The sequence below is a fragment of the Salinicola sp. MIT1003 genome, from assembly GCF_001858555.1.
Taxonomy (GTDB): Bacteria; Pseudomonadota; Gammaproteobacteria; order Pseudomonadales; family Halomonadaceae; genus Salinicola; species Salinicola salarius.
In genome coordinates this window covers 1-20762 of record NZ_MCAP01000014.1, presented here as the reverse complement: position 1 = coordinate 20762, position 20762 = coordinate 1, and the positions used below count along the sequence as shown (strand labels likewise).

Annotated in this window: 16 protein-coding genes and 3 tRNA genes; 3 read left to right on the top strand and 16 right to left on the bottom strand. The window is 61.7% G+C overall.

Annotated elements, in window-relative coordinates; translation table 11 throughout:
* Positions 1-150: 150 nt before the first annotated feature.
* The 9 genes from BC443_RS08185 to rnr all read right to left on the bottom strand — a co-directional run bounded on the left by BC443_RS08185 (position 151) and on the right by rnr (position 9728).
* The gene (locus BC443_RS08185; RefSeq protein ID WP_170835862.1) at positions 151-1923 is read right to left on the bottom strand and encodes a bifunctional diguanylate cyclase/phosphodiesterase; all 1773 of its coding nucleotides are present in this window, start codon (positions 1921-1923) and stop codon (positions 151-153) included.
* Between the two features lie 89 nt (positions 1924-2012).
* Complete coding sequence (locus BC443_RS08180) at positions 2013-2306, bottom strand: hypothetical protein (protein ID WP_071231351.1); 294 nt, start codon at positions 2304-2306, stop codon at positions 2013-2015.
* 119 nt (positions 2307-2425) lie between these two features.
* Positions 2426-3811: a replicative DNA helicase gene (gene dnaB / locus BC443_RS08175; protein ID WP_071231350.1), complete on the bottom strand. Its 1386-nt coding sequence runs from the start codon at positions 3809-3811 to the stop codon at positions 2426-2428.
* A gap of 282 nt (positions 3812-4093) precedes the next feature.
* Positions 4094-4540, bottom strand: a complete 447-nt coding sequence (rplI, locus tag BC443_RS08170; RefSeq protein WP_071231349.1) for a 50S ribosomal protein L9 — start codon at positions 4538-4540, stop codon at positions 4094-4096.
* 16 nt (positions 4541-4556) lie between these two features.
* A complete protein-coding gene (locus BC443_RS08165) occupies positions 4557-5408 on the bottom strand; it encodes a hypothetical protein (protein WP_071231348.1) in 852 nt (283 codons plus the stop codon).
* A gap of 76 nt (positions 5409-5484) precedes the next feature.
* Positions 5485-5712, bottom strand: a complete 228-nt coding sequence (gene rpsR / locus BC443_RS08160; protein ID WP_035472385.1) for a 30S ribosomal protein S18 — start codon at positions 5710-5712, stop codon at positions 5485-5487.
* A gap of 26 nt (positions 5713-5738) precedes the next feature.
* A complete protein-coding gene (rpsF, locus tag BC443_RS08155) occupies positions 5739-6158 on the bottom strand; it encodes a 30S ribosomal protein S6 (protein ID WP_071231347.1) in 420 nt (139 codons plus the stop codon).
* A gap of 266 nt (positions 6159-6424) precedes the next feature.
* Positions 6425-7240, bottom strand: coding sequence for a 23S rRNA (guanosine(2251)-2'-O)-methyltransferase RlmB (gene rlmB / locus BC443_RS08150; protein ID WP_071231346.1), 816 nt, complete (start codon positions 7238-7240; stop codon positions 6425-6427).
* A 49-nt stretch (positions 7241-7289) separates the two neighbouring features.
* Positions 7290-9728, bottom strand: coding sequence for a ribonuclease R (gene rnr, locus BC443_RS08145; protein ID WP_071231345.1), 2439 nt, complete (start codon positions 9726-9728; stop codon positions 7290-7292).
* A gap of 269 nt (positions 9729-9997) precedes the next feature.
* Between rnr and BC443_RS08140 the strand changes: the two genes are divergently transcribed.
* The 3 genes from BC443_RS08140 to BC443_RS08130 all read left to right on the top strand — a co-directional run bounded on the left by BC443_RS08140 (position 9998) and on the right by BC443_RS08130 (position 10354).
* Positions 9998-10084, top strand: a tRNA-Leu gene (locus BC443_RS08140).
* A 65-nt stretch (positions 10085-10149) separates the two neighbouring features.
* Positions 10150-10236, top strand: a tRNA-Leu gene (locus tag BC443_RS08135).
* 31 nt (positions 10237-10267) lie between these two features.
* Positions 10268-10354, top strand: a tRNA-Leu gene (locus BC443_RS08130).
* Positions 10355-10507: 153 nt separating this feature from the next.
* On the opposite strand, the gene BC443_RS08125 is transcribed toward BC443_RS08130, so the two are convergent.
* The 7 genes from BC443_RS08125 to BC443_RS08095 form a co-directional block, all read right to left on the bottom strand.
* Positions 10508-11326, bottom strand: a complete 819-nt coding sequence (locus BC443_RS08125; RefSeq protein ID WP_247643242.1) for a DNA/RNA non-specific endonuclease — start codon at positions 11324-11326, stop codon at positions 10508-10510.
* A gap of 42 nt (positions 11327-11368) precedes the next feature.
* Entirely contained in the window at positions 11369-11644 is a 276-nt protein-coding gene (locus BC443_RS08120) for an Lrp/AsnC ligand binding domain-containing protein (RefSeq protein ID WP_071231344.1), read from the bottom strand.
* 107 nt (positions 11645-11751) lie between these two features.
* The gene (locus tag BC443_RS08115; RefSeq protein WP_071231343.1) at positions 11752-13308 is read right to left on the bottom strand and encodes a SpoVR family protein; all 1557 of its coding nucleotides are present in this window, start codon (positions 13306-13308) and stop codon (positions 11752-11754) included.
* Between the two features lie 50 nt (positions 13309-13358).
* Positions 13359-14642, bottom strand: coding sequence for a YeaH/YhbH family protein (locus BC443_RS08110; protein WP_071231342.1), 1284 nt, complete (start codon positions 14640-14642; stop codon positions 13359-13361).
* 112 nt (positions 14643-14754) lie between these two features.
* Positions 14755-16677: a PrkA family serine protein kinase gene (locus tag BC443_RS08105; protein WP_071231341.1), complete on the bottom strand. Its 1923-nt coding sequence runs from the start codon at positions 16675-16677 to the stop codon at positions 14755-14757.
* Between the two features lie 333 nt (positions 16678-17010).
* Positions 17011-18060, bottom strand: a complete 1050-nt coding sequence (locus BC443_RS08100) for a low specificity L-threonine aldolase (protein ID WP_071231340.1) — start codon at positions 18058-18060, stop codon at positions 17011-17013.
* A 263-nt stretch (positions 18061-18323) separates the two neighbouring features.
* Positions 18324-20336: an NADPH-dependent 2,4-dienoyl-CoA reductase gene (locus tag BC443_RS08095; RefSeq protein ID WP_139284272.1), complete on the bottom strand. Its 2013-nt coding sequence runs from the start codon at positions 20334-20336 to the stop codon at positions 18324-18326.
* Between the last annotated feature and the right edge of the window lie 426 nt (positions 20337-20762).

Here is a 20762-nt window from a genome sequence, read left to right as displayed (position 1 = left end):
AGTATGGAATCGTTACGGCAGGCCGGCACTCCTTGCCGAACCTTTGACTAGCCGCTTCCCGAGTGCCGATGCGGAATCCGCCTCGGCCTTACCGGGACAATCGGCCAATTGAGCCGTATCTTTATTAAGACTATGTTGCACCACGAGAGTTCAGCGCGGGATTTCGTCGCTATTCGTGCGAACGGTCACGACAACGCGCCCATTCTCGGCCCGCTTGGCCGCACCTTTGAAGCGGCTCCAGAGATCACCGAAATTGTCGATCCGCGCGGTGGGTGGTACCCGCAACGCCGTGATGGAAAGCCGGGTGATGGGGAAGAATCGCCATTGATCGAAGCGATCCTTGGCATGAAAGCCGCCCGCCTGCCGTTCCGATTCCGGCAGCAACTGCAGGCTCTCATCGCGGAAGCAGCGCTGGATCCGGCTCAGTTTCGACTGCAAGCGGCTGTCGTCGTTGAACAGAAGAATGAAATCGTCGCCCCCGAGATGGCCCAGGAAGTCGTTCCGCCCCGCCGCATCGCTCAGCACTCTCGCCAGTGTCAGGATCATCTGGTCACCCATTGCGTAGCCGAAACGATCGTTGAACGGCTTGAAATGGTCCAGATCGAGATAACAGGCAACGAAGGGTCTTGCCTGGCCTCGATAATGTTCCAGCGCCGCACGGATCGGCCGATTTCCCGGAAGCTGAGTCAGCGGATTGGCCTGGCGGGCGATCTGGACCTGCTGTTCGGTAAAGAGCTGCAGAAGATTGATGACATGTCCGATGCCGAGATAGCGCCCGCCATCGGTAATGATGAAGTCCTCGTCACGCGTCGAGTCGTCGCGTCCGGTCACCTTGCGCGATACACGCTCGAGCGGTTCCCCCGCCTCGACGCAGAGGGCCCGTCTCTGCATGATCTTGTCGATGGACTGGCGGCCGTAGAGATCGAAGCCGAAGCGGTTGCCGAGCAAGGCCATCAATTGCCGGCGCCCGAGCAAGCCCACCGGCACTCCCTGCTCGTCGACCACCGCCAGGGCATTGGCCTCCGGCAGACGGCTGAAGCGCTCCGCGGCCTCTCCGATGCTGAGCGTGGCCATCAGCGCCGGCAAGGGTACGCATAGCCGGCGAATTTCCGTGGCTGCCGCCGCCGGACGACGCGATGCCGCCAGGGCGATCAGACGCGAATCCAGTACGTCACGCGATCGATGAGGCGCCGGTTCGGGACGAGCGAACAGCCACCCCTGGCAATAGTCGGCCCCGAGCTCGAGCAGGGTATCGAGCTCCTCCTCTCGTTCGACGCCCTCGGCAACCACGCGGCTTCCCAGGCTGTGTGCGATGTCGATGATCGACCGCACGAAGCGCCTTTTCACGCGGTCGCGATCCACTCCCGCCACGAAGTGGCGATCCAGCTTGACGTAGTCGGGGTTGAGCTGTGACCAGAGCCTGAGTCCGGCATAGCCGTCGCCAAGATCGTCGAGCGCGATGGAGAACCCCATCGACTGATAATGCTCGGCGGCTTCGGCCATCAGTTCTGGATCGATGCCGGGAGACTGCTCGGTAATTTCGATGACGATCTGGGACGGTGTCAGGCCATGATCGGACAGCAGTTGTAACGTCTGGCCGCTGATGTGGGCCGGGTCGATCAGCACTTCCGGACTGACATTGAGAAACAGCAGTTCATCCAGTCCCGTCTCGACCCAGCGCTCGAAGGCCCTCTCGCGACAGACCCGCTCCAGGGAAGCCAGCAGACCGCGGCCACGGGCCGTCTGGAACATTGCCAGCGGGCTGGAGAAGCGAGAGTCTCGCGGCCCGCGGGACAATGCCTCGTAAGCCAGCACCCGACCGGTGGCGACGGAGACGATAGGCTGAAAGTGCACGTTTAGATCGCGCTGGGCGATCAGGGCTTCGAGAGAGCCGGGGGCAAGAGAAACGGCGGATTGGTCCATGAACGCCATTGAGCCGCAAGGTCATGACAACATGGTGACACAAAACATTACATGGCAAGAGCGCGCCGTTTCAGGGACCGATCGACAGCCTACTGGTAAGCGGAAGGATCGATCGCCTTGCCCAGGGAGTTGCGGTCGATCCACTTTCCTGCCTTGGCTTCCTTGTAGCGGAATACGACCCGATCACCGACGGCTACCGGCAATTCGGCGTCTTCCGTCTGGTAGCTGTAAAGCTCGCCGTCGACGGTCAGCCAGTGACGGTAGAGATCCGGCATGCCCAGCCACTCCTTGAACGGCCCTTCCCGTTCGAGCTTTTCCAGTTGGCCGCGTACTTCGACCTTGGGCACACGCTGACGACGACCCCGCTGAAAACCGCCTGCCATGGTTTGACTCCTTGATGTCTTTTCTACGTCGGCGCTGCCGACATGTTTCGGTTGTATCGAACTGGACGTATCAAACTAGATGTATCTAACTGGACGTATCGCGAACTGGACGTACCGACTTATTCGTAGTGCTGACCATAACTATCCGGCGCCAGATCCTCGAAACGGGTGTACTTGCCGATGAATGCCATATGGACGGTACCGATCGGGCCGTTACGCTGCTTGCCGATAATCAGCTCCGCCAACCCCTTGTTGTCGGGATTGTCGGTATTGTAGACCTCGTCACGATAGACGAAGGCGATGACATCGGCATCCTGCTCGATGGCACCCGACTCACGCAGATCCGACATTACGGGCCGCTTGTTGGGACGCTGCTCCAGTGATCGGTTGAGCTGGGACAGCGACACCACCGGGCAGTTGAACTCCTTCGCGATGCCCTTCAGCGATCGCGAAATCTCGGAGATCTCTGCGGTACGATTCTCGGAAAGCCCCGGCACCTGCATCAGCTGCAGGTAGTCGATCATCACCAGACCGATATTGCCGTGCTCGCGAGCGATTCGGCGCACGCGGGAGCGCAATTCGTTGGGGGACAGCGCCGGAGTGTCGTCGATGAACAGCTGGCGATCCTTGAGCAGGTTGACCGCCGAAGTCAACCGTGGCCAGTCCTCGTCCTCGAGCTGGCCGGTTCGGACGCGTGTCTGATCGATCCTGCCCAGGGAAGAGAGCATGCGCAGCATCAACGACTCGGCGGGCATCTCCATCGAGAAGACGATGACCGGCTTGTCATTGGAGACGACGGCATGTTCGACCAGGTTCATGGCGAACGTCGTCTTGCCCATCGACGGGCGCCCGGCGATGATCACCAGGTCCGACGGCTGCAGACCCGATGTCATGTCGTCCAGATCGCGGAACCCGGTAGAGATCCCGGTCATCTGGCCCTTCATGTTGAACAGCTCGTCGATCCGATCGACGGCCTTGGTCAGCAGCTGGCTCATGCCGATGGGGCCACCGAACTTGGGCCGGGACTCGCTGATCTGGAATACCAGCCGTTCGGCTTCGTTGACCAGCTCGTCCGGCAGCCGCCCTTCCGGCGAATAGGCGCTGTCGGCGATCTGGCGCGAAGCCTGGATCAGCTTGCGCAACGTCGCTCGCTCGCGAACGATATCGGCATAGGCGCGGATATTGCTGGCAGAGGGCGTATTGCGTGCCAGCTCCGCCAGATAGGCGAGCCCGCCTACGCTTTCGAGCTGATCCCGGCGTTCGAGCGCTTCCGACAGGGTCACGACATCGAGCGGATGTGCGCTCTCGGCCAGCTCCGCCATCGCATTGAACGTCAACCGGTGCTCATGGCGGTAGAAGTCGTCTGCTACCAGACGTTCCGACACCGTATCCCAGCTGCTGTTGTCGAGCATCAGCCCGCCCAGTACCGACTGCTCCGCCTCGAGCGAGTGCGGCGGTACCTTCAGCTGCGCGGTTTCCTGATCGTTGTCGACGCGTTGGTTCATGCTTGGCGTTCACCTATGTCATCTTGCGCTGAATGATCGTGCGCTGGACAAGCGGAATTGGTCTAGGCCTATTCTACCTAGGGCCTGTTGCCGTTTCATGCCCGCCTTCAGGTGGCGCGGCAAATGGCGCCATGCGGCGCGGCAACGCAGTTCACGCTGAAATAGCAACAGACCCTGGCCGGTCGCGGCCATCGCCACGCCGGCCGATCACGAAAAAGGCACGCAGGGCGTGAGCCCTGCGTGCCTTGAGCCAGACGTCAATCGACGATAGCAGTCGAGATTTTACTCGGCTACGACCACGACACGAACGCTGGAAGTGACTTCGGCGTGCAGCTGCAGCGCGATGTCGTATTCGCCAGTCTGACGAAGCGGGCCTTCCGGCATGCGAACTTCGCTCTTGGCGACTTCGATACCGGCCTGTGCCATGGCTTCGGCCAGATCGCGCGGACCGATGGAACCGAACAGCTTGCCTTCGTCACCCGCCTTGGCGACCAGAGACAGCTCGATTTCGGCGAGCTGAGCGGCGCGTGTTTCGGCCTGAGCCTTGCGCTCGGCAGCCTGGGCTTCGAGCTCGGCGCGCTGCGCTTCGAACGCTTCGACGTTGTCTTTGGTTGCCGGTACGGCCAGGCCGTAGGGAACCAGGTAATTACGGCCGTAACCGGGCTTGACGGTGACCTTGTCACCCAGATCGCCCAGCTTGCCGATGTTATCGAGCAGAATGACTTCCATTCTCGTGAACCTCTCGTCAATCACTGCGTGTCAGACGACCGCGAAAATCCGCGAAGGTATCTACCAACGCCAACAGCAGTACAATCAGAATCGTGGGCCAGGTGGTCAACAGCAAGGCATAGAAGCCTACCAGCCAGAACCCGCTCATTCCCTTCAAACCGATAAACCCATGTACCAGCGCCACACCGGCGACCAGTAACGGCACCCAAGCCAGCAGGCTGGCAGCGGGGACGGCCAGCACTACACCCAGCACCATCAGCGCGATCAGCAGCAGGAGCTGCTTCCGCGAGAGCCTCAGCGCGTGAAACTCTTCGCGGAACCCGCCCGGATTGTAGAGCCCGGCCTGCCAGCTACGAGCCAATGCCAGGCAGGCAATGCCGGCGAGCAATACCACCAGGCCGGTCGCACCGCCGATCACCAGCGCTGCCATCATTTCGGTATCGACGCCCTGCGCCGATAGCTGATCCAGCATGCGGGCAACCTCTGACGAGCTTTGGCGAAGCTCCGTCAGCAGCGATCCGGTGCCGCCCGCCGGGAGAAAGATCCCCAGCTGGACCATCACCATGCAGACCACGCTGCCGACGATCAGGGCTTCCGCCCAGCGCATGCGCGATCGCAGTACCGTCGCCATCAGCGTTACCAGCAGAATGCTGGCCAGCGGCACCGCGTCGCCCTGCACCCACCACCAGCCGGCAGGCAGCGCCGCTGCGATCAGTACCGGTGCTGCGGTCGTCATGCCTCGACGCAGCGTGACGAGCCCCGCCACGGCAGCGCTGAACCAGAATAGCCAAGGCACCAGCGCTGTCAGTGCGGCTGCCGCAACGGCCTGCGGCGTACCGCGCATGATCCAACGGGCCAGTACCAGCATGATGCCTCGCTGTGGTTTACCGAAACCTGGGTTTACCGGAACCCGGGTTTACCGATCAAGGATATCGAATCAGGGTTTACTGGTGGCTGTCGGAGTACGGCAGCAGCGCCAGATAACGCGCCCGCTTGATAGCGGTGGACAGCTGACGCTGGTAGCGTGCCTGGGTACCCGTAATACGGCTCGGAACGATCTTGCCGGTTTCGGTGACGTAGGCCTTCAGCGTATCGATGTCTTTGTAGTCGATGTACTTCACGCCTTCGGCGGTGAAGCGGCAGAACTTACGGCGACGGAAAAAACGTGCCATGAGAGTCTCTCCTTAGCGAAATCGGATCAGTTGGTTTCTGCGGCAGTTTCGGAGCGCTCGGGGCGCTCGGAACGCTCACGATCGCCACGCTCGGAGGACTTGTCGTCACGGCGACGGCTCTTTTCTTCAGCCGGCTTCATCATCGGCGAGGCTTCGGTCACGGCCTCTTTGCTGCGCACGATCATGCTGCGGATGATGGCATCGTTGAAGCGGAAGATGTTCTCGATCTCGTCGAGGGTCTCGCCGCTGCATTCGATGTTCATCAGCACGTAATGTGCCTTGTGGATCTTGTTGATCGGGTAGGCCAAGTGACGGCGACCCCAGTCTTCGAGACGATGCACGGTGCCACCGTTTTCGGTCACGAGGCTGGTGTAGCGCTCGACCATGGCGGGAACCTGCTCGCTCTGGTCCGGATGGACCATGAACACGATTTCATAATGACGCATGTTAGCTCCTTTCGGTTTGGCAGCTTCCGCGCGGTGCCGATCATCAATAGAGGGCCACCACGAGAAGCAAGGAGTCGATACCGGATTGCGGTACTCGACCGCATCTATATCCGAATATTCAGACCAATTGGCGCTCTATCCCGGCGCTCCCGAGCCGTCAGGCGAACCTGGCGCATCAGGCATCTCCGGAACAGAGCCGCATTCCATGAGCATAGCCTGCCCATAGAACCGCGCAATTGTAGAGACAGGGGCCACCGGGTGCAAGTTTAACCGGCGGCAACGAGCCCGCGCTGGCGGACGGCTTCGAACAGGCAAATCCCGGTGGCAACCGAGACGTTAAGACTGGAAACCCCGCCCTGCATCGGCAATTTGACCAGGCCGTCGCAGGCTTCGCGAGTCAGGCGGCGCAGGCCCTTGCCTTCCGCGCCCATCACCAGCGCACAGGGCACGGTGAAATCGGCGTCATAGACGAGCGCATCGGCCTCGCCGGCGGTGCCGGTGATCCAGACGCCCTGCTGCTTGAGCTTCTCCATGCAGCGCGCCAGGTTGGTGACCTGAAACACCGGCACGAGTTCGGCCGCGCCACAGGCCACCTTGCGTACGGTGGCGTTCAGCGGTGCAGACTTGTCCTTGGGCACGATCACGCCATTGACGCCGGCAGCATCGGCACTGCGCAGGCAAGCGCCCAGGTTGTGCGGGTCAGTGACGCCATCGAGGATCAGCAGCAGCGGGGGCTTGTCCGCCAGCCACTGCTCAAGACGCCACCACAAGGTAGTTTCGCTCTCCGCGACCAGCGGTTCGCAGAACCCGATCACCCCCTGATGGGCGGCCTGGTTGGAAATCCCGTCCAGTGTTTCTCGCGTCACCCGCTTCAAATCACAGCCCGCCGCGTGAGCCAGCTGTAAAAGGGCTTCCAGGCGGTGCTCGGCGTGCCCCTGCTGAATCCACAGCACCTTGGGCGGCTGGCCCCGTTCGAGCGACGCCCGAACGGCATGTACGCCATAGACCGGCTCCAGCCCGTCTGGCGTGCGGGGACGTTCCCCCGTTCTGGCCGATTGACGCCGGTTCGCTGAACGACTCATGGCATCACCCACCCTGGACCATCCGGTGCGCCTCTAACGATCGACGTGCTCATCGCTTGCCTCGACGCTGACGCGGGCCACGAGACCGGCGCTTGGGCGCACCGCCCTCTTCGTTGCCGGCAGAGGCGCCCTGACGCTCGCGTTTGCCGGGGCGATTCTTGCCCGATGACTTCCTGGCCGGGGCAGCGCTGTCGCCGGCTCCGGCACCGGGCTTGTGACTGCGTGGCGTGCGGTGATGACGCGGTGTCGCATCGGCCAGATCGAAATCGATCTTGCGGTCGTCGAGGTCCACCCGCGCCACGCGAACGGTCACGCCGTCGCCCAGGCGATAGGCCACGCCGCTGCGCTCGCCCTTGAGGCGGTGTTTCTCGGCTTCATAGTGATAGTAGTCGGATGGCAGGGAGGTGACGTGCACCAGCCCTTCCACGTAGACGTCGTCGAGGCGCACGAAAATTCCGAACTGCGTCACCGAGGCGATCGTGCCTTCGTAGACCTCGCCGACCTTGTCCGAGAGGAACTCGCACTTCAGCCAGTCGGTCACGTCACGGGTCGCCTCGTCGGCGCGGCGCTCGGTCATCGAGCAGTGCTCGCCTAGCTCGATCATCTGCTCGAAGGTATACGGGCACCAGGTGGAGGGTTTTTCCACTGGCGCACCCTCGGCACGCAGCACGGTCTGGGTCTGACGCGGTCCCCGGATGACGGAACGGATCGCACGATGGACCAGCAGATCGGGATAGCGGCGGATCGGCGAGGTGAAATGCGCATAGGCCTGATAGGCGAGCCCGAAGTGCCCGTCGTTCTGCGGCGAATAGACGGCCTGGCTCATCGAACGCAGCATCACGGTCTGGATGATGTCGAAATCCGGGCGATCCTGGATCACCTCTCGCAGCGCCTGATAGTCCTTGGGCGTCGGCTCGTCGCCGCCACCCAGGGTCAGGCCCAGCTCACCCAGGAACACGCGCAGGTTCTCCAGTCGCTCCGAGGCTGGCGACTGGTGAACACGATAGAGCGCGGGCAGGTCATGCTTGTCGAGGAAGCGAGCCGTGGCCACGTTGGCGGCCAGCATGCACTCCTCGATCAGCTTGTGGGCGTCGTTGCGGGTGCGCGGAACGATCTTCTCGATCTTGCGCTCGTCGTTGAAGACGATCTGCGTTTCGGTGGTATCGAAGTCGATGGCGCCACGCACTTCCCGCGCCTTGCGCAGCACCTTGTAGAGCGCGTGCAAATTCTCGAGCGACGGCACCAGCTCGCGATACTGCTCGCGTAGCGCCACTCCCTCTTCGCTGTCCGGCTCCTCCAGCATGGTGCCGACCTGGTTGTAGGTCAGTCGCGCATGAGACTGGATCACCGCCTCGTAGAACTTGTAGCGGCTGATCGTGCCGTTCTGCGAAATGTTCATCTCGCAGACCATGGTCAGGCGATCGACGTGCGGATTGAGCGAACAGAGCCCGTTGGAAAGCAGCTCCGGCAGCATCGGCACGACCTGGCCGGGGAAGTAGACCGAGTTGCCGCGAATGTGGGCCTCGTTATCCAGCGAACTGCCGCCACGGACGTAATGGGAAACATCGGCAATCGCCACGACCAGTTTCCAGCTCCCGGCTTTCGTCTTCCAGGCACAGACGGCGTCGTCGAAATCCTTGGCGTCTTCGCCGTCGATGGTCACCAGCGGCATCTCGCGCAGGTCGATGCGCGCCACCTTGTCCTCTTCCTTCACTTCGGCCGACATGCCAGCGATCTGATGCTCCACTTCCGGCGGGAACTCTGCCGGGATATCGTGGGAACGAATCGCGATATCGATCTCGAGACCGGGGTCCATCCTCTCCCCCAGGATCTCCACCACCTCGCCGACCGGCTGCTTGCGAGTTTCCGGCTGCTGGGTGATGCGCACCGACACGATCTGGCCGTCTCTTGCCCCACCGCTGACGCTGTGCGGGATGATCACTTCCTGGCTGATGCGGGAATTTTCCGGTATCAGCACGGCGAATTCCGAAGTGTTCTGACGGAACACGCCAACCAGCGTCTGGGTATTGCGCGCCAGCACTTCGGCGATGGTGCCTTCGGCGCGGCCACGACGATCCTGACCGCTGATGCGTGCCAGCACTACGTCGCCATCGAAGACGCGGCGCATCTGGCGCGGCGGCAACACCAGGTCGGGCTTGACGCCATCATGGCGAATCAGAAAGCCCATGCCGTCCCGGTGGCCCTGCACCCGGCCCTTGATCAGGTCGAGCTTGTCGATCAGGGCATAGGCGCCCTTGCGGTCCCTGAGGATCTGACCGTCGCGCTCCATGGCGGCCAGGCGCCGACGCACGGCTTCCAGCTGGTTCTCGTCCTCGAGCCCCAGCATGGCGCTCATGTTTTCATGAGTAATCGGCTTGCCGTACTCCTCCAGACGCGACAGCAGGTATTCGCGACTGGGCACGGGGTTATCGTATTTCTGGGTTTCGCGAGCCGCGTGCGGATCATCGTTCAACGTCCAATGAGTCATGCAACCATCATCCTTGCGTTGAGCCAGCGGGGCCTGGGTTGTAGAGAATAGTCACGCGGCGGGCGGCCTGGGCCGTTCGATTTTTTGGGATTCATGCCCCAAGTATAGCGGCCACGTCTGCTCGACCCAACCATGCACTGTCCAACGTGACCAATTGCCGTGCCGACGGCGCGTATCGCCGCAACACCAGGTGATGCCGGAGCGAAACAGATACCGCACACGAGAGGCTTGCATTCGAACACAGAGTCGGTATTATGCATCGCGCCTTGGCCCAGATGGCGGAATTGGTAGACGCGCTAGCTTCAGGTGCTAGTGTCCTTACGGACGTGGAGGTTCAAGTCCTCTTCTGGGCACCATCGCTTACGGCGGTGGGGATTTCGGGAATGAAATTCGCGAAATCCATGCATTCAAGGCCGGATAAGCCCGGATGGCGGAATTGGTAGACGCGCTAGCTTCAGGTGCTAGTGTCCTTACGGACGTGGAGGTTCAAGTCCTCTTCCGGGCACCATCCAGACTGCAGTATCAGATTTGCATGACACGCCCAGGTGGCGGAATTGGTAGACGCGCTAGCTTCAGGTGCTAGTGTCCTTACGGACGTGGAGGTTCAAGTCCTCTCCTGGGCACCATGTGTCATGTGATCGTTTCCTCGCGACACTCTGCTTCATCTCTTGTCATTGTTTCTGCTTTTCCCGTTTTTCAACGCCCTCCTGTTTCATCAACACCTTTCTGTTTCATCAACGCTCGGCATCAAGACGCAGGCTCGACGACGCCCACGGACGTTACTGATAACGCCCCGGACGTGTCGAAACGGCCTCCAGCCCCCAACCGGCGGTCTCTACGCGCCCTTCCATTCGACGCTCGACGGAGTCGGCCAGTTGCGGGAAGAAATCGAGCCCGGTACGCGCCTCGAGTTCGTCGATGGTGATCAGGAAACGGTCCAGCGGCTCGTTGCCGGCCACGTTCTGGGGCATGAAAAACGCCAGCGCCCGCGGCGTTTGATCGGGAACGACCACTATCTTGTAGAAGCCCACGGGGATCTGGGTAAAGCCCACCCGATGCAGCAGTTGATCATCGAAGACTGGCCCGGTAATGACCCACACGCGACCGAAACGCGGCACGAAGTCATCGATGACGGCTTCTTCCAGGCGTTGCCACAGCTGCCGATTGAGCTTGGGCCGTTGCGGGGTGATGTTGGTCATCAGGAAGCTGGCCAGCTGCGCATCGCGGCCGTGAACGACCGACATCGCATAATTCGGCGCCAGATGCCCCCGATCGTAGCCACTATGGGTGTAGTCATCACTGCTGATCGGCCACAGGCTACGCCAGTCGGACTCGAAGCGATCGGGCCGCGGCTGGCTATGGGGATCATCGACACGATTCAGGACATAGCCCGCCCACAGCGCCTCGCCCCGCACGTCCGACCACCCCACCAAGAAGCCGTCGTTGCGCAGCACGCGGTTCCAGCCCCGCCAGTCGTTCCACTGCCACTCGGGCACGCCCATCCAGCTTAGCCGGTCGCGAACATCGCCTTCCTGCCAGTACCACAGCCCGCTGATGACGACGACAAAAACAAGCCCTATCCGAGACGAGCGAGCCAACTGCCCCAGCAGTCCTCGCCTTCGACGACGCGCCACCGGAACTCAGAGGCCGACGGAGAACATGGCATCGAGGTCGTGGCGCGAATGCACCTGCATGGCATTGAGCGTCTCGGTATCGCGAATCCCCTCGACGCTCATCAGGCGCTCGGTCACCAGCGTGGCCAAGGACTCGAAATCCCGCGTGCGGGCAATGGCAATCAGGTCATAGCGACCGCAGGTCGAATAGACTTCGCTGATTCCCTCCAGGTCGGCCAGCTGTTCGGCGACACCGCGAATCCGGCCCTTTTCGACATTGATCAGAATGACGGCGTTCTGCATTTCCCTCTCCCACCGAATCAGGCCCGCAACCGGCAGACCCATAACCAGAATGATAGCGATCGGGCGAGTATATCAGCTCTGCGACTGGGCATGCCGCACGGGCGTATTCACGCCGATTCTCGCGTCGGCTCGGGAATCGGCCATTGATAGCGGCGCACGATATCGCCTTCTTCCGTCGATTCGAGCTTGATGGGAAATCCCCACAGCTGGTGCAGATAGCGCATGACCGGAAACAGGCTCTGCCCCAGCGGACGCCGACGATCCTGCACATGGCGCAGCGTCAGCGATCGATCGCCACGAATGTCGGCTTCCCAGACCTGGATGTTGGGCTCGCGAGCGGATAGCGCGTACTGCACGCTCAACGCCTCGCGGATCCGGCGATAGCCACGGTCGTCGTGAATCGCCTCGATCTGGAGGCTGTCGTCGCGGTCATCATCGACCAGGCTGAAGAGCTTGAGATCGCGAATCACCTTGGGCGACAGGAACTGCTGAATGAACGATTCGTCCTTGAAGTTCTGCATCGCGAAATGCAGCGTCTCCAGCCAGTCGCTGCCGGCGATGTCGGGGAACCACTCGCGGTCTTCTTCGGTCGGTGCCCGGCAGATGCGCTGGATATCGCTGAACATCGCGAATCCCAGCGCATACGGATTGATGCCGTTGAAATAAGGGCTGTCGAAACCCGGCTGGGTGATGACCGAGGTATGCGACTGCAGGAACTCGAGCATGATGCCCTCGTCGATCAGGCCGTCGTCATAAAGGCGGTTCATCAAGGTGTAGTGCCAGAACGTCGCCCAGCCCTCGTTCATTACCTGGGTCTGACGCTGCGGATAGAAATACTGGGCAAGCTTGCGCACGATACGCACGATCTCGCGCTGCCAGGGCTCCAGCAGCGGCGCATTCTTCTCGAGGAAATAGAGCAGGTTTTCCTGCGGCTCGCTGGGATAGCGACCGTGACGATGGAGCCCCAGCGGATCGTTCTCGTGATCATGCAGCGGCTCCTGGGCCAGCTCGCTCACTACCGGCGGAATCGTGCTCCAGAGTCGGTTGACCTGCGTCTGCAGATACGCCTCCCGCTCCTCCTGACGACGCGCTTCTTCATCGGCCGAAATCGGCGAAGGCCGCTTGTAGCGATCGACGCCGTAGTTCTGCAGGGCATGACAGGCATCGAGCAACTGCTCGACGGCCTCGACTCCGTGACGCTCTTCACACTTGGCGACATAACTGCGCGCAAAGACCAGATAATCGACGATCGCCGAGGCATCGGTCCAGGTCCGGAACAGGTAGTTGCCCTTGAAGAACGAATTGTGCCCGTAGCAGGCGTGCGCGATGACCAGCACCTGCATCATCAGCGAATTCTCTTCCATCAGATAGGCGATGCAGGGATCGGAATTGATCACCAGTTCGTAGGCCAGCCCCATCTGGCCACGACGGTAGGCCTGCTCCACCGACAGGAACTGCTTGCCGAACGACCAGTGGTGATAGCCGATCGGCATGCCCACGCTGGCGTAGGCATCCATCATCTGCTCGGAGGTAATGATCTCTATCTGGTTGGGGTAGGTGTCCAACCGATACTCCCTGGCCAACTCGGCGATGGCACGCTCGTAGGACTCGAGCGCCTCGAAGTTCCAATCCGAACCGGTGGCTATGGGCTTGCGTCGCGTCATCGTGGTTTCCTCGCTGCGTCCGTCCCATCCTGCTGCCCGCGATATCGATGTCAGCCTTGCGCACGCTGCCGAAAGAGCTCGCGGAAGACCGGATAGATATCTTCCGCCTGAACGATCTGCTGCATGGCGAAGCGCTCGGGATAGGCCGCCCGCACCGTATCGTAGGCCTCCCACAGCGCCTGGTGGGCATGAGGCGTGATCTCCACGTAGGTGAAGTACTGCAACTTGCGCATCAACGATTCATTGAGCAGCTCGAGACAGGTCGACGAGTCGTCATCCCAGTTGTCGCCGTCGCTGGCCTGGGCCACGTAGAGATTCCACTGTTCGGGCGCGTAGCGCGCCTCGATGATGCTGTTGACCAGCGTCAGGGCACTGGAGACGATCGTGCCGCCAGTCTCCCGCGAATAGAAGAACTCCTCTTCGTCGACCTCCTTGGCCACGGTGTGGTGGCGCACGAACACCAGCTCGACCTTCTCGTAATTGCGTTCAAGAAACAGATAGAGCAGCAGGAAGAAGCGTTTGCCGATATCCTTGTGCGCCTGGGTCATCGAGCCGGAGACGTCCATGATGCAGAACATCACGGCCTGGTTCGATGGCATCGGCTGATGCGTGAGGTGGTTGTAGCGCAGGTCGTAGGTATCCAGGAACGGAATCGACGCGATCCGCTTCTCCAGCCGGGTGATTTCGGATTTCAGCTCATCGATACGCGCCGGATTGCGCAACACCGGGTCCTTTCGCTCTTCGATGTCGAGCGCCTCCTGGGCCTCGCGCAGCGCTCGTTTCAATGGCGCCCGCATGCCGATACGCCGAGCCTGGGCCTCGCGCATCGAACGCACGATATTGATGCGTGCCGGCACGCCCTCCTTGGAGATGCCTGCCCTTACCGGCCGGGTCTCCTCCAGGACCTGCAGCTGCTTGCGCTCCAGATGCGGCAGCTCCAGGCCATCGAAGACGAAATCGAGAAACTCTTCTCGTGACAGCGAGAACACGAACTCGTCCATGCCCTCGCCCTGATTCCCTGCCTGACCCTCGCCACTGCCGCCACCACCGCCTCCGCCCCCGGGGCGGCGCAACCGATCCCCCTCGGCAAACTCCTTGTTTCCCGGACTCACTACCGTACGCCGGCCACCCGGCCCATGTTGAAACGAGGGCTCGGAGATGTCCTTGGTGGGAATCGAGACTTTTTCGCCGCGCTCCATATCGGTGATCGAGCGCCGATTCACCGACTCTTCCACGGCGCGCTTGATGTGGAAACGATAGCGCTGCAAGAACCGTTGACGATTGACCGCACTCTTGTGGCGTGCGTTGGGGCGTCGATCGATGAAGTAACTCATGGCACCTCCCACAGACTGGCTGCGATAGCGGCCATCCGAGAATGGCCTTCAGCCTCGGGGAGCGCGGCCCGACTCGCAGCCGCCGCTCCTGCTGACATCAACTAACCACGCGCTAGTGCGACTTGCGCACCCGCAGATACCATTCGGAGAGCAGGCGCACCTGCTTTTCGGTGTAGCCGCGCTGCACCATGCGATCGACGAAATCCTCGTGCTTGCGCTGATCCGACGCCGACGCCTTGGCATTGAACGAGATGACCGGCAGCAACTCCTCGGTATTGGCGAACATCTTGTGCTCGATCACGCCGCGGAGCTTCTCGTAGGACTGCCAGCTCGGGTTCATGCCGTTGTTGTGGGCACGAGCGCGCAGCACGAAATTGACGACCTCGTGGCGGAAGTCCTTGGGGTTGGAGATCCCGGCGGGCTTCTCGATCTTCTCGAGATCCTCGTTGAGCGACTGCCGGTCGAACAGCTCGCCGGTCTCCGGATCGCGATACTCCTGGTCCTGGATCCAGAAGTCGGCGTAGGTCACGTAGCGGTCGAAGATGTTCTGGCCGTACTCGGTATAGGACTCGAGATACGCAGTCTGGATCTCCTTGCCGATGAAATCGACGTAGCGTGGCGCCAGGTACTCCTTGATGAACCGCAGGTAGCGCTCGTGGACCTCCTTGGGCAACTGTTCGCGTTCCAGCGCCTGCTCCAGCACGTAAAGCAGATGCACCGGGTTGGCGGCGATCTCGTGGGCATCGAAGTTGAACACCTTGGAGAGGATCTTGAAGGCGAAACGCGTGGAGAGTCCGTTCATGCCTTCATCGACCCCGGCCGCGTCACGGTACTCCTGGATCGACTTGGCCTTGGGATCGGTATCCTTCAGGTTCTCGCCATCGTAGACCCGCATCTTCGAATAGATGCTCGAGTTTTCCGGCTCCTTGAGCCGCGACAGCACCGAAAACTGCGCCAGCATGCGCAGCGTATCCGGCGCGCAGGGGGCTTCGTTGAGCGACGAATGCTCCAGCAGCTTCTGATAGATCTTGATCTCTTCGGAAACGCGCAGGCAGTAAGGCACCTTGACGATATAGACGCGGTCGAGAAATGCCTCGTTGTTGCGGTTGTTACGGAACTGCTGCCACTCGCTCTCGTTGGAGTGAGCCATGATAATGCCATCGAAGGGAATGGCCCCCATGCCCTCGGTAGGGTTGTAGTTCCCCTCCTGCGTGGCCGTGAGCAGCGGATGCAGCACCTTGATCGGCGCCTTGAACATCTCGACGAACTCCATCAGCCCCTGGTTGGCCTTGCACAGGCCGCCGGAGAAGCTGTAGGCATCCGGATCGTCCTGGGAATAGAGCTCCAACTGGCGGATATCGACCTTGCCCACCAGAGACGAGATATCCTGGTTGTTCTCGTCGCCCGGCTCGGTCTTGGACACCGCAATCTGATTGAGTCGCGACGGATGCAGACGCACCACGCGGAACTGCGACAGATCGCCGCCGTACTCCTTGAGGCGCTTGGCGGCCCAGGGCGACATCGGCCCCCGCAGATGGCGCTGCGGAATGTTGTATTCCTTCTCGAGCAACTCGCCATCCTCTTCCGGCGAGAACAGCCCGAGCGGCGACTCGTAGACCGGCGAATCCTTGATCGCGTAGAACGGCACACGCTCCATGAGCAGCTTGAGGCGCTCGGCCAGCGACGACTTGCCGCCACCGACCGGGCCCAGCAGGTAGAGAATCTGCTTGCGCTCCTCGAGCCCCTGAGCCGCATGCCGGAAGTAGGCAACGATCTGTTCGATCGCCTCTTCCATGCCATAGAACTCGGCAAAGGCGGGATAGCGGCGAATGACCTTGTTGGAAAAAATACGGGAAAGGCGAGGGTCCTTGGCCGTGTCGATCGCTTCCGGTTCCCCGATGGCACTCAGCATCCGCTCGGCGGCGTTGGCGTAGACACGGGGATCCTTCCGGCACAGCTCTAGATATTCCTGCAGGCTCATTTCTTCCTGTTGAACCTGTTCGTAACGGCTCTGCACGTGATCGAAGATGCTCATGGAAGCCTCCTGGTCATGACCCCCAACCGCGCAGGACGGATGCCCTGCCAGCCGGGCTAGCTGACTAACAGCATAGACAGACATAGACAGATGCACGAAGCGTCGGGCAGACCCGTTTCGCGAGTCTTTTCAACGCAGCGTCGGAACACACGCTTTAGAACACGCTACCACGATCCGGTTTCGATGCACGGGGAATTTTGCGCCGACAAAACGCGCCGCATCGCGCGGTTTTCGGTAACTCACAGAAAAATCACGACAAAATTCTTTCGCGAATCGAGCAAGGAGAAAAAGACGGGAAAACCGGCGCCCGAGCCCTCAGGGCGCCGGCCTGCATCAGGGCGCGTCGAAAGCGGCCCGGGCGTCGGCCAATAGCTGGTCGAGCAGCTCTGACGTGGTATTCCAGGAGCACACGAATCGCGCACCGCCAGCGCCGATGAAGGTGTAGAAGGTCCAGCCCTTGGCGCGCAATTGCGAAATGACCGGCTCGGGCAGGCTGACGAAGACGCTGTTGGCCTGCGTCGGAAACATCAGCGAAGCACCGGGTAGCGCGGCCAGCCCGTCGGCGAGATAACGCGCCATGGCATTGGCATGATCGGCATTGCTTTTCCAGGCGCCGGACTCGAGCAGCCCCAGCCAAGGGGCGGCGATGAAGCGCATCTTGGATGCCAGCTGTCCCGCCTGCTTGCAGCGGTAGGCGAAGTCCTCGGCCAGTTCCTTGTTGAAGAACAGGATCGCCTCGCCCATCGGCAAGCCGTTCTTGGTACCGGAGAAACAGAGCACGTCGACACCGGCCTGCCAGGTCAGCTCTGCCGGAGACGCCTCCAAGGCACTGCAGGCATTGGCGAAGCGCGCCCCGTCCATGTGGACACGCAGGTCGTACTTGTCCGCGACGGTGCGGATCGCCAGCAGCTCCTCGCGGGAGTAGACGGTGCCCACCTCGGTGGCCTGGGTGATCGAGACGACCCGCGGCTTGGGATAGTGAATGTCGTTACGCTTCACCACCAGCCGCTCGATGCCTTCGGGCGTCAGCTTGCCATCTTCGCCGGGGCTGGTCAGCAGCTTGGAGCCGTTGGAAAAGAACTCCGGCCCGCCGCACTCGTCGGTCTCGATATGAGCCAGTTCGTGACAGATCACGCTGTGATAGCTCTGGCCCAGCGCCGCCAGCGACAGCGAGTTGGCGGCGGTGCCGTTGAAGACGAAGAAGACGTCACAGTCGTAATCGAACAGTTCGCGGAAGCGGTCTGCGGCGCGGTGGGTCCAGGCATCGTTGCCGTAAGCGAGATCATCGCTGGCATTCGCCCGGATCAAGTAATCGAGGGCTTCCGGGCAGATGCCGGAGGTGTTATCGCTCGCCAGATAGCGAGGGTTACAATCGGATGTCATCTGGGGGTCCTTGTACGATCCCTCCATCGAGAAAAAGCGACCAAGGCCGGTCACGGCACGAGAGTCTGCGTTTTCTGAGGGTCAGGCATGGCGGTCGCAAGACACGGCAGCCTGAATAACAAGAAGCGCGACCCGGGGAGCGACGGGGTCGCCGTCGCACGGCTCGCGCTCACTGGTGAAATTCCAGTCTAACACCTGTCTTCCACGCTCGGCAGCGCACGAGCACTCGCCACTCACGCTGACTCAACGCAACCGGCCCCAGCTCATAGACTCGCCGCCAGTCGCACGCCCTGCTCGATGGCACGCTTGGCATCGAGCTCAGCAGCCAGATCGGCACCGCCGATTCGATGAGCCCTCACGCCGCTTGCGACCAGCGCCTCATGAAGTGTCTGCTGCGACTCCTGACCCGCACAGACCACGATATTGTCGACCGCCAATAGCCTGGCCTCCCCGTTGACGCTGACATGCAATCCATCATCGTCAATATGCTGATAGACGCAGCCCGACAACGTTTCGACCCGGCGCGCCCGCAGCGCGGCACGATGAACCCAGCCGGTGGTCACGCCAAGTCCTTCGCCCGGCTTGCCGGCCTTGCGCTGTAGCAGCGTGATCTGGCGCGGCACCGCTGGCGGCACCCGCGGCTTCAGCCCGCCAGCGGTAGCCACCGACAGGTCAACGCCCCACTCGTCGCACCAGCGCTCGACGTCCTCGGCAGGCGAGTCCGCATGGGCCAGCAGTTCGGCCACATCGAAACCGATCCCGCCGGCACCGATGATCGCCACTCGTCGCCCCACTCGCTCGGGATGCTGGATCGCCACGGGATAGGGCAGCACGCTGGGGTGATCGATGCCTTCGATCTCGAGCTCGCGAGGCTTGACGCCGGTAGCGATGACAACCTCGTCGAAGCCCCGCAATTGCTGGACATCGGCTTGGGTATCGAGACGCAATTCCACGCCGCGCAGCGTCAGCTGAGTGGTGAAATAGCGCAAAGTCTCGGCGAACTCCTCCTTTCCCGGGATCCGCTGCGCCAACCGGAACTGGCCGCCAATCTTTGAATCACGCTCGAACAGCGTGACCCGATGCCCACGCTCGGCGCAGGCAACGGCGGCAGCCAGCCCGGCCGGGCCGGCTCCCACTACGGCGATCCGTCTGGGCGTATCGGTCGGTGTCAGCGTCAGCTCGGTTTCGTGGCAAGCGCGCGGATTGACCAGGCAGGAAGTCAGCTTGCCCTTGAAGGTGTGATCGAGACAGGCCTGATTGCAGGCGATACAGGTGTTGATCTCGTCGACCCGGCCCTGCTCGGCCTTGCTCATCCACGCCGGATCGGCCAGGAAGGGACGCGCCATCGACACCAGATCGGCATGCCCTTCGGCCAGCACCGCCTCCGCCACCGCCGGCATGTTGATACGATTGGTCGCGATCAGCGGTATCGAAATCGCCTCGCGTACCGCCCGGCTGACGGGAACGAACGCCGCACGCGGCATACTGGTGACGATGGTCGGCACCCGCGCCTCATGCCAACCGATGCCGCTGTTGATCATGTCCGCCCCGGCGCCTTCTATCGCCTGCGCCAGCGCCACGATCTCCTCTCGGGTGCTACCCTCCTCGACCAGATCGATCATCGACAGTCGAAAGATCAGCAGGAAATCCGTGCCGCAGGCTTCGCGAATCCGTCGCACGATCTCGATCGCGAAGCGCCGGCGCCCCGCGCTATCGCCGCCCCAGGCGTCATCGCGATGGTTGGTACGGCGGCAAAGGAACTGATTGATCAGGTAACCTTCCGAGCCCATGATCTCGACGCCGTCGTACCCGGCGGCCTGGGCCAGCCTGACGCAGCGGACGAAGTCGTCGATCTGCCGCTCGACCTCGTCGCCCTTCAGCGCACGTGGCGTGAAACGGTTGATCGGCGCGGCGATCGCCGAGGGCGCCACCAGATCCGGCGAATAGGCGTAGCGGCCCGCATGCAGTATCTGCAGGCAGACATGAGCGCCGTGGGCGTGCACTGCTTCCACGACGGGGCGATGCCGCTCGACCTCGGCGCGATTGGTGAGCTTGGCTGCGCCCTGGAAGACCGCCCCTTCCGCATTGGGCGCGATGCCGCCGGTAACGATCAAGCCGACACCGTGACGCGCCCGTTCCGCATAGAACGCCGCCAGACGCTCGAAGCCGTTCGGCGCTTCTTCCAGATTGGTATGCATCGACCCCATCACCACGCGATTGCGCAGTGTCAACGAGCCGACTTGCAGAGGGCGAAAGAGATGGGGAAAACGCGTCACGGTCGGATCCACTCATGTCGGGGCGCTTACCGCCGATAGCGGCTTTCAAACGCACGTATGAACATCAGTGTAACGAAAACGCCGACGGGAACCATTCCACCAAAGCGGTATCAGGGTGCGGCCGAGGACGAGCAGCGCTGAGCCGAACGGAACAAGACAAGGCAAAACAAGACAGATCGATAAAATACGAGCGAGGCTGGGGCACGAAGACTGTCGAATGGCGTGAAGACTATCGAATGGCGCGAAGACCGCCGAATGGCGTGAAAACATCGAATGAGTCACGCGTCGGCTTGACGACATCGCAACAGCGGAGAAAACGGCGAGGAGATGCTCGGAACAGAAGACGTCGATGGCGGACCGGACGGGACTCGAACCCGCGACCTCCGGCGTGACAGGCCGGCATTCTAACCAGCTGAACTACCGGTC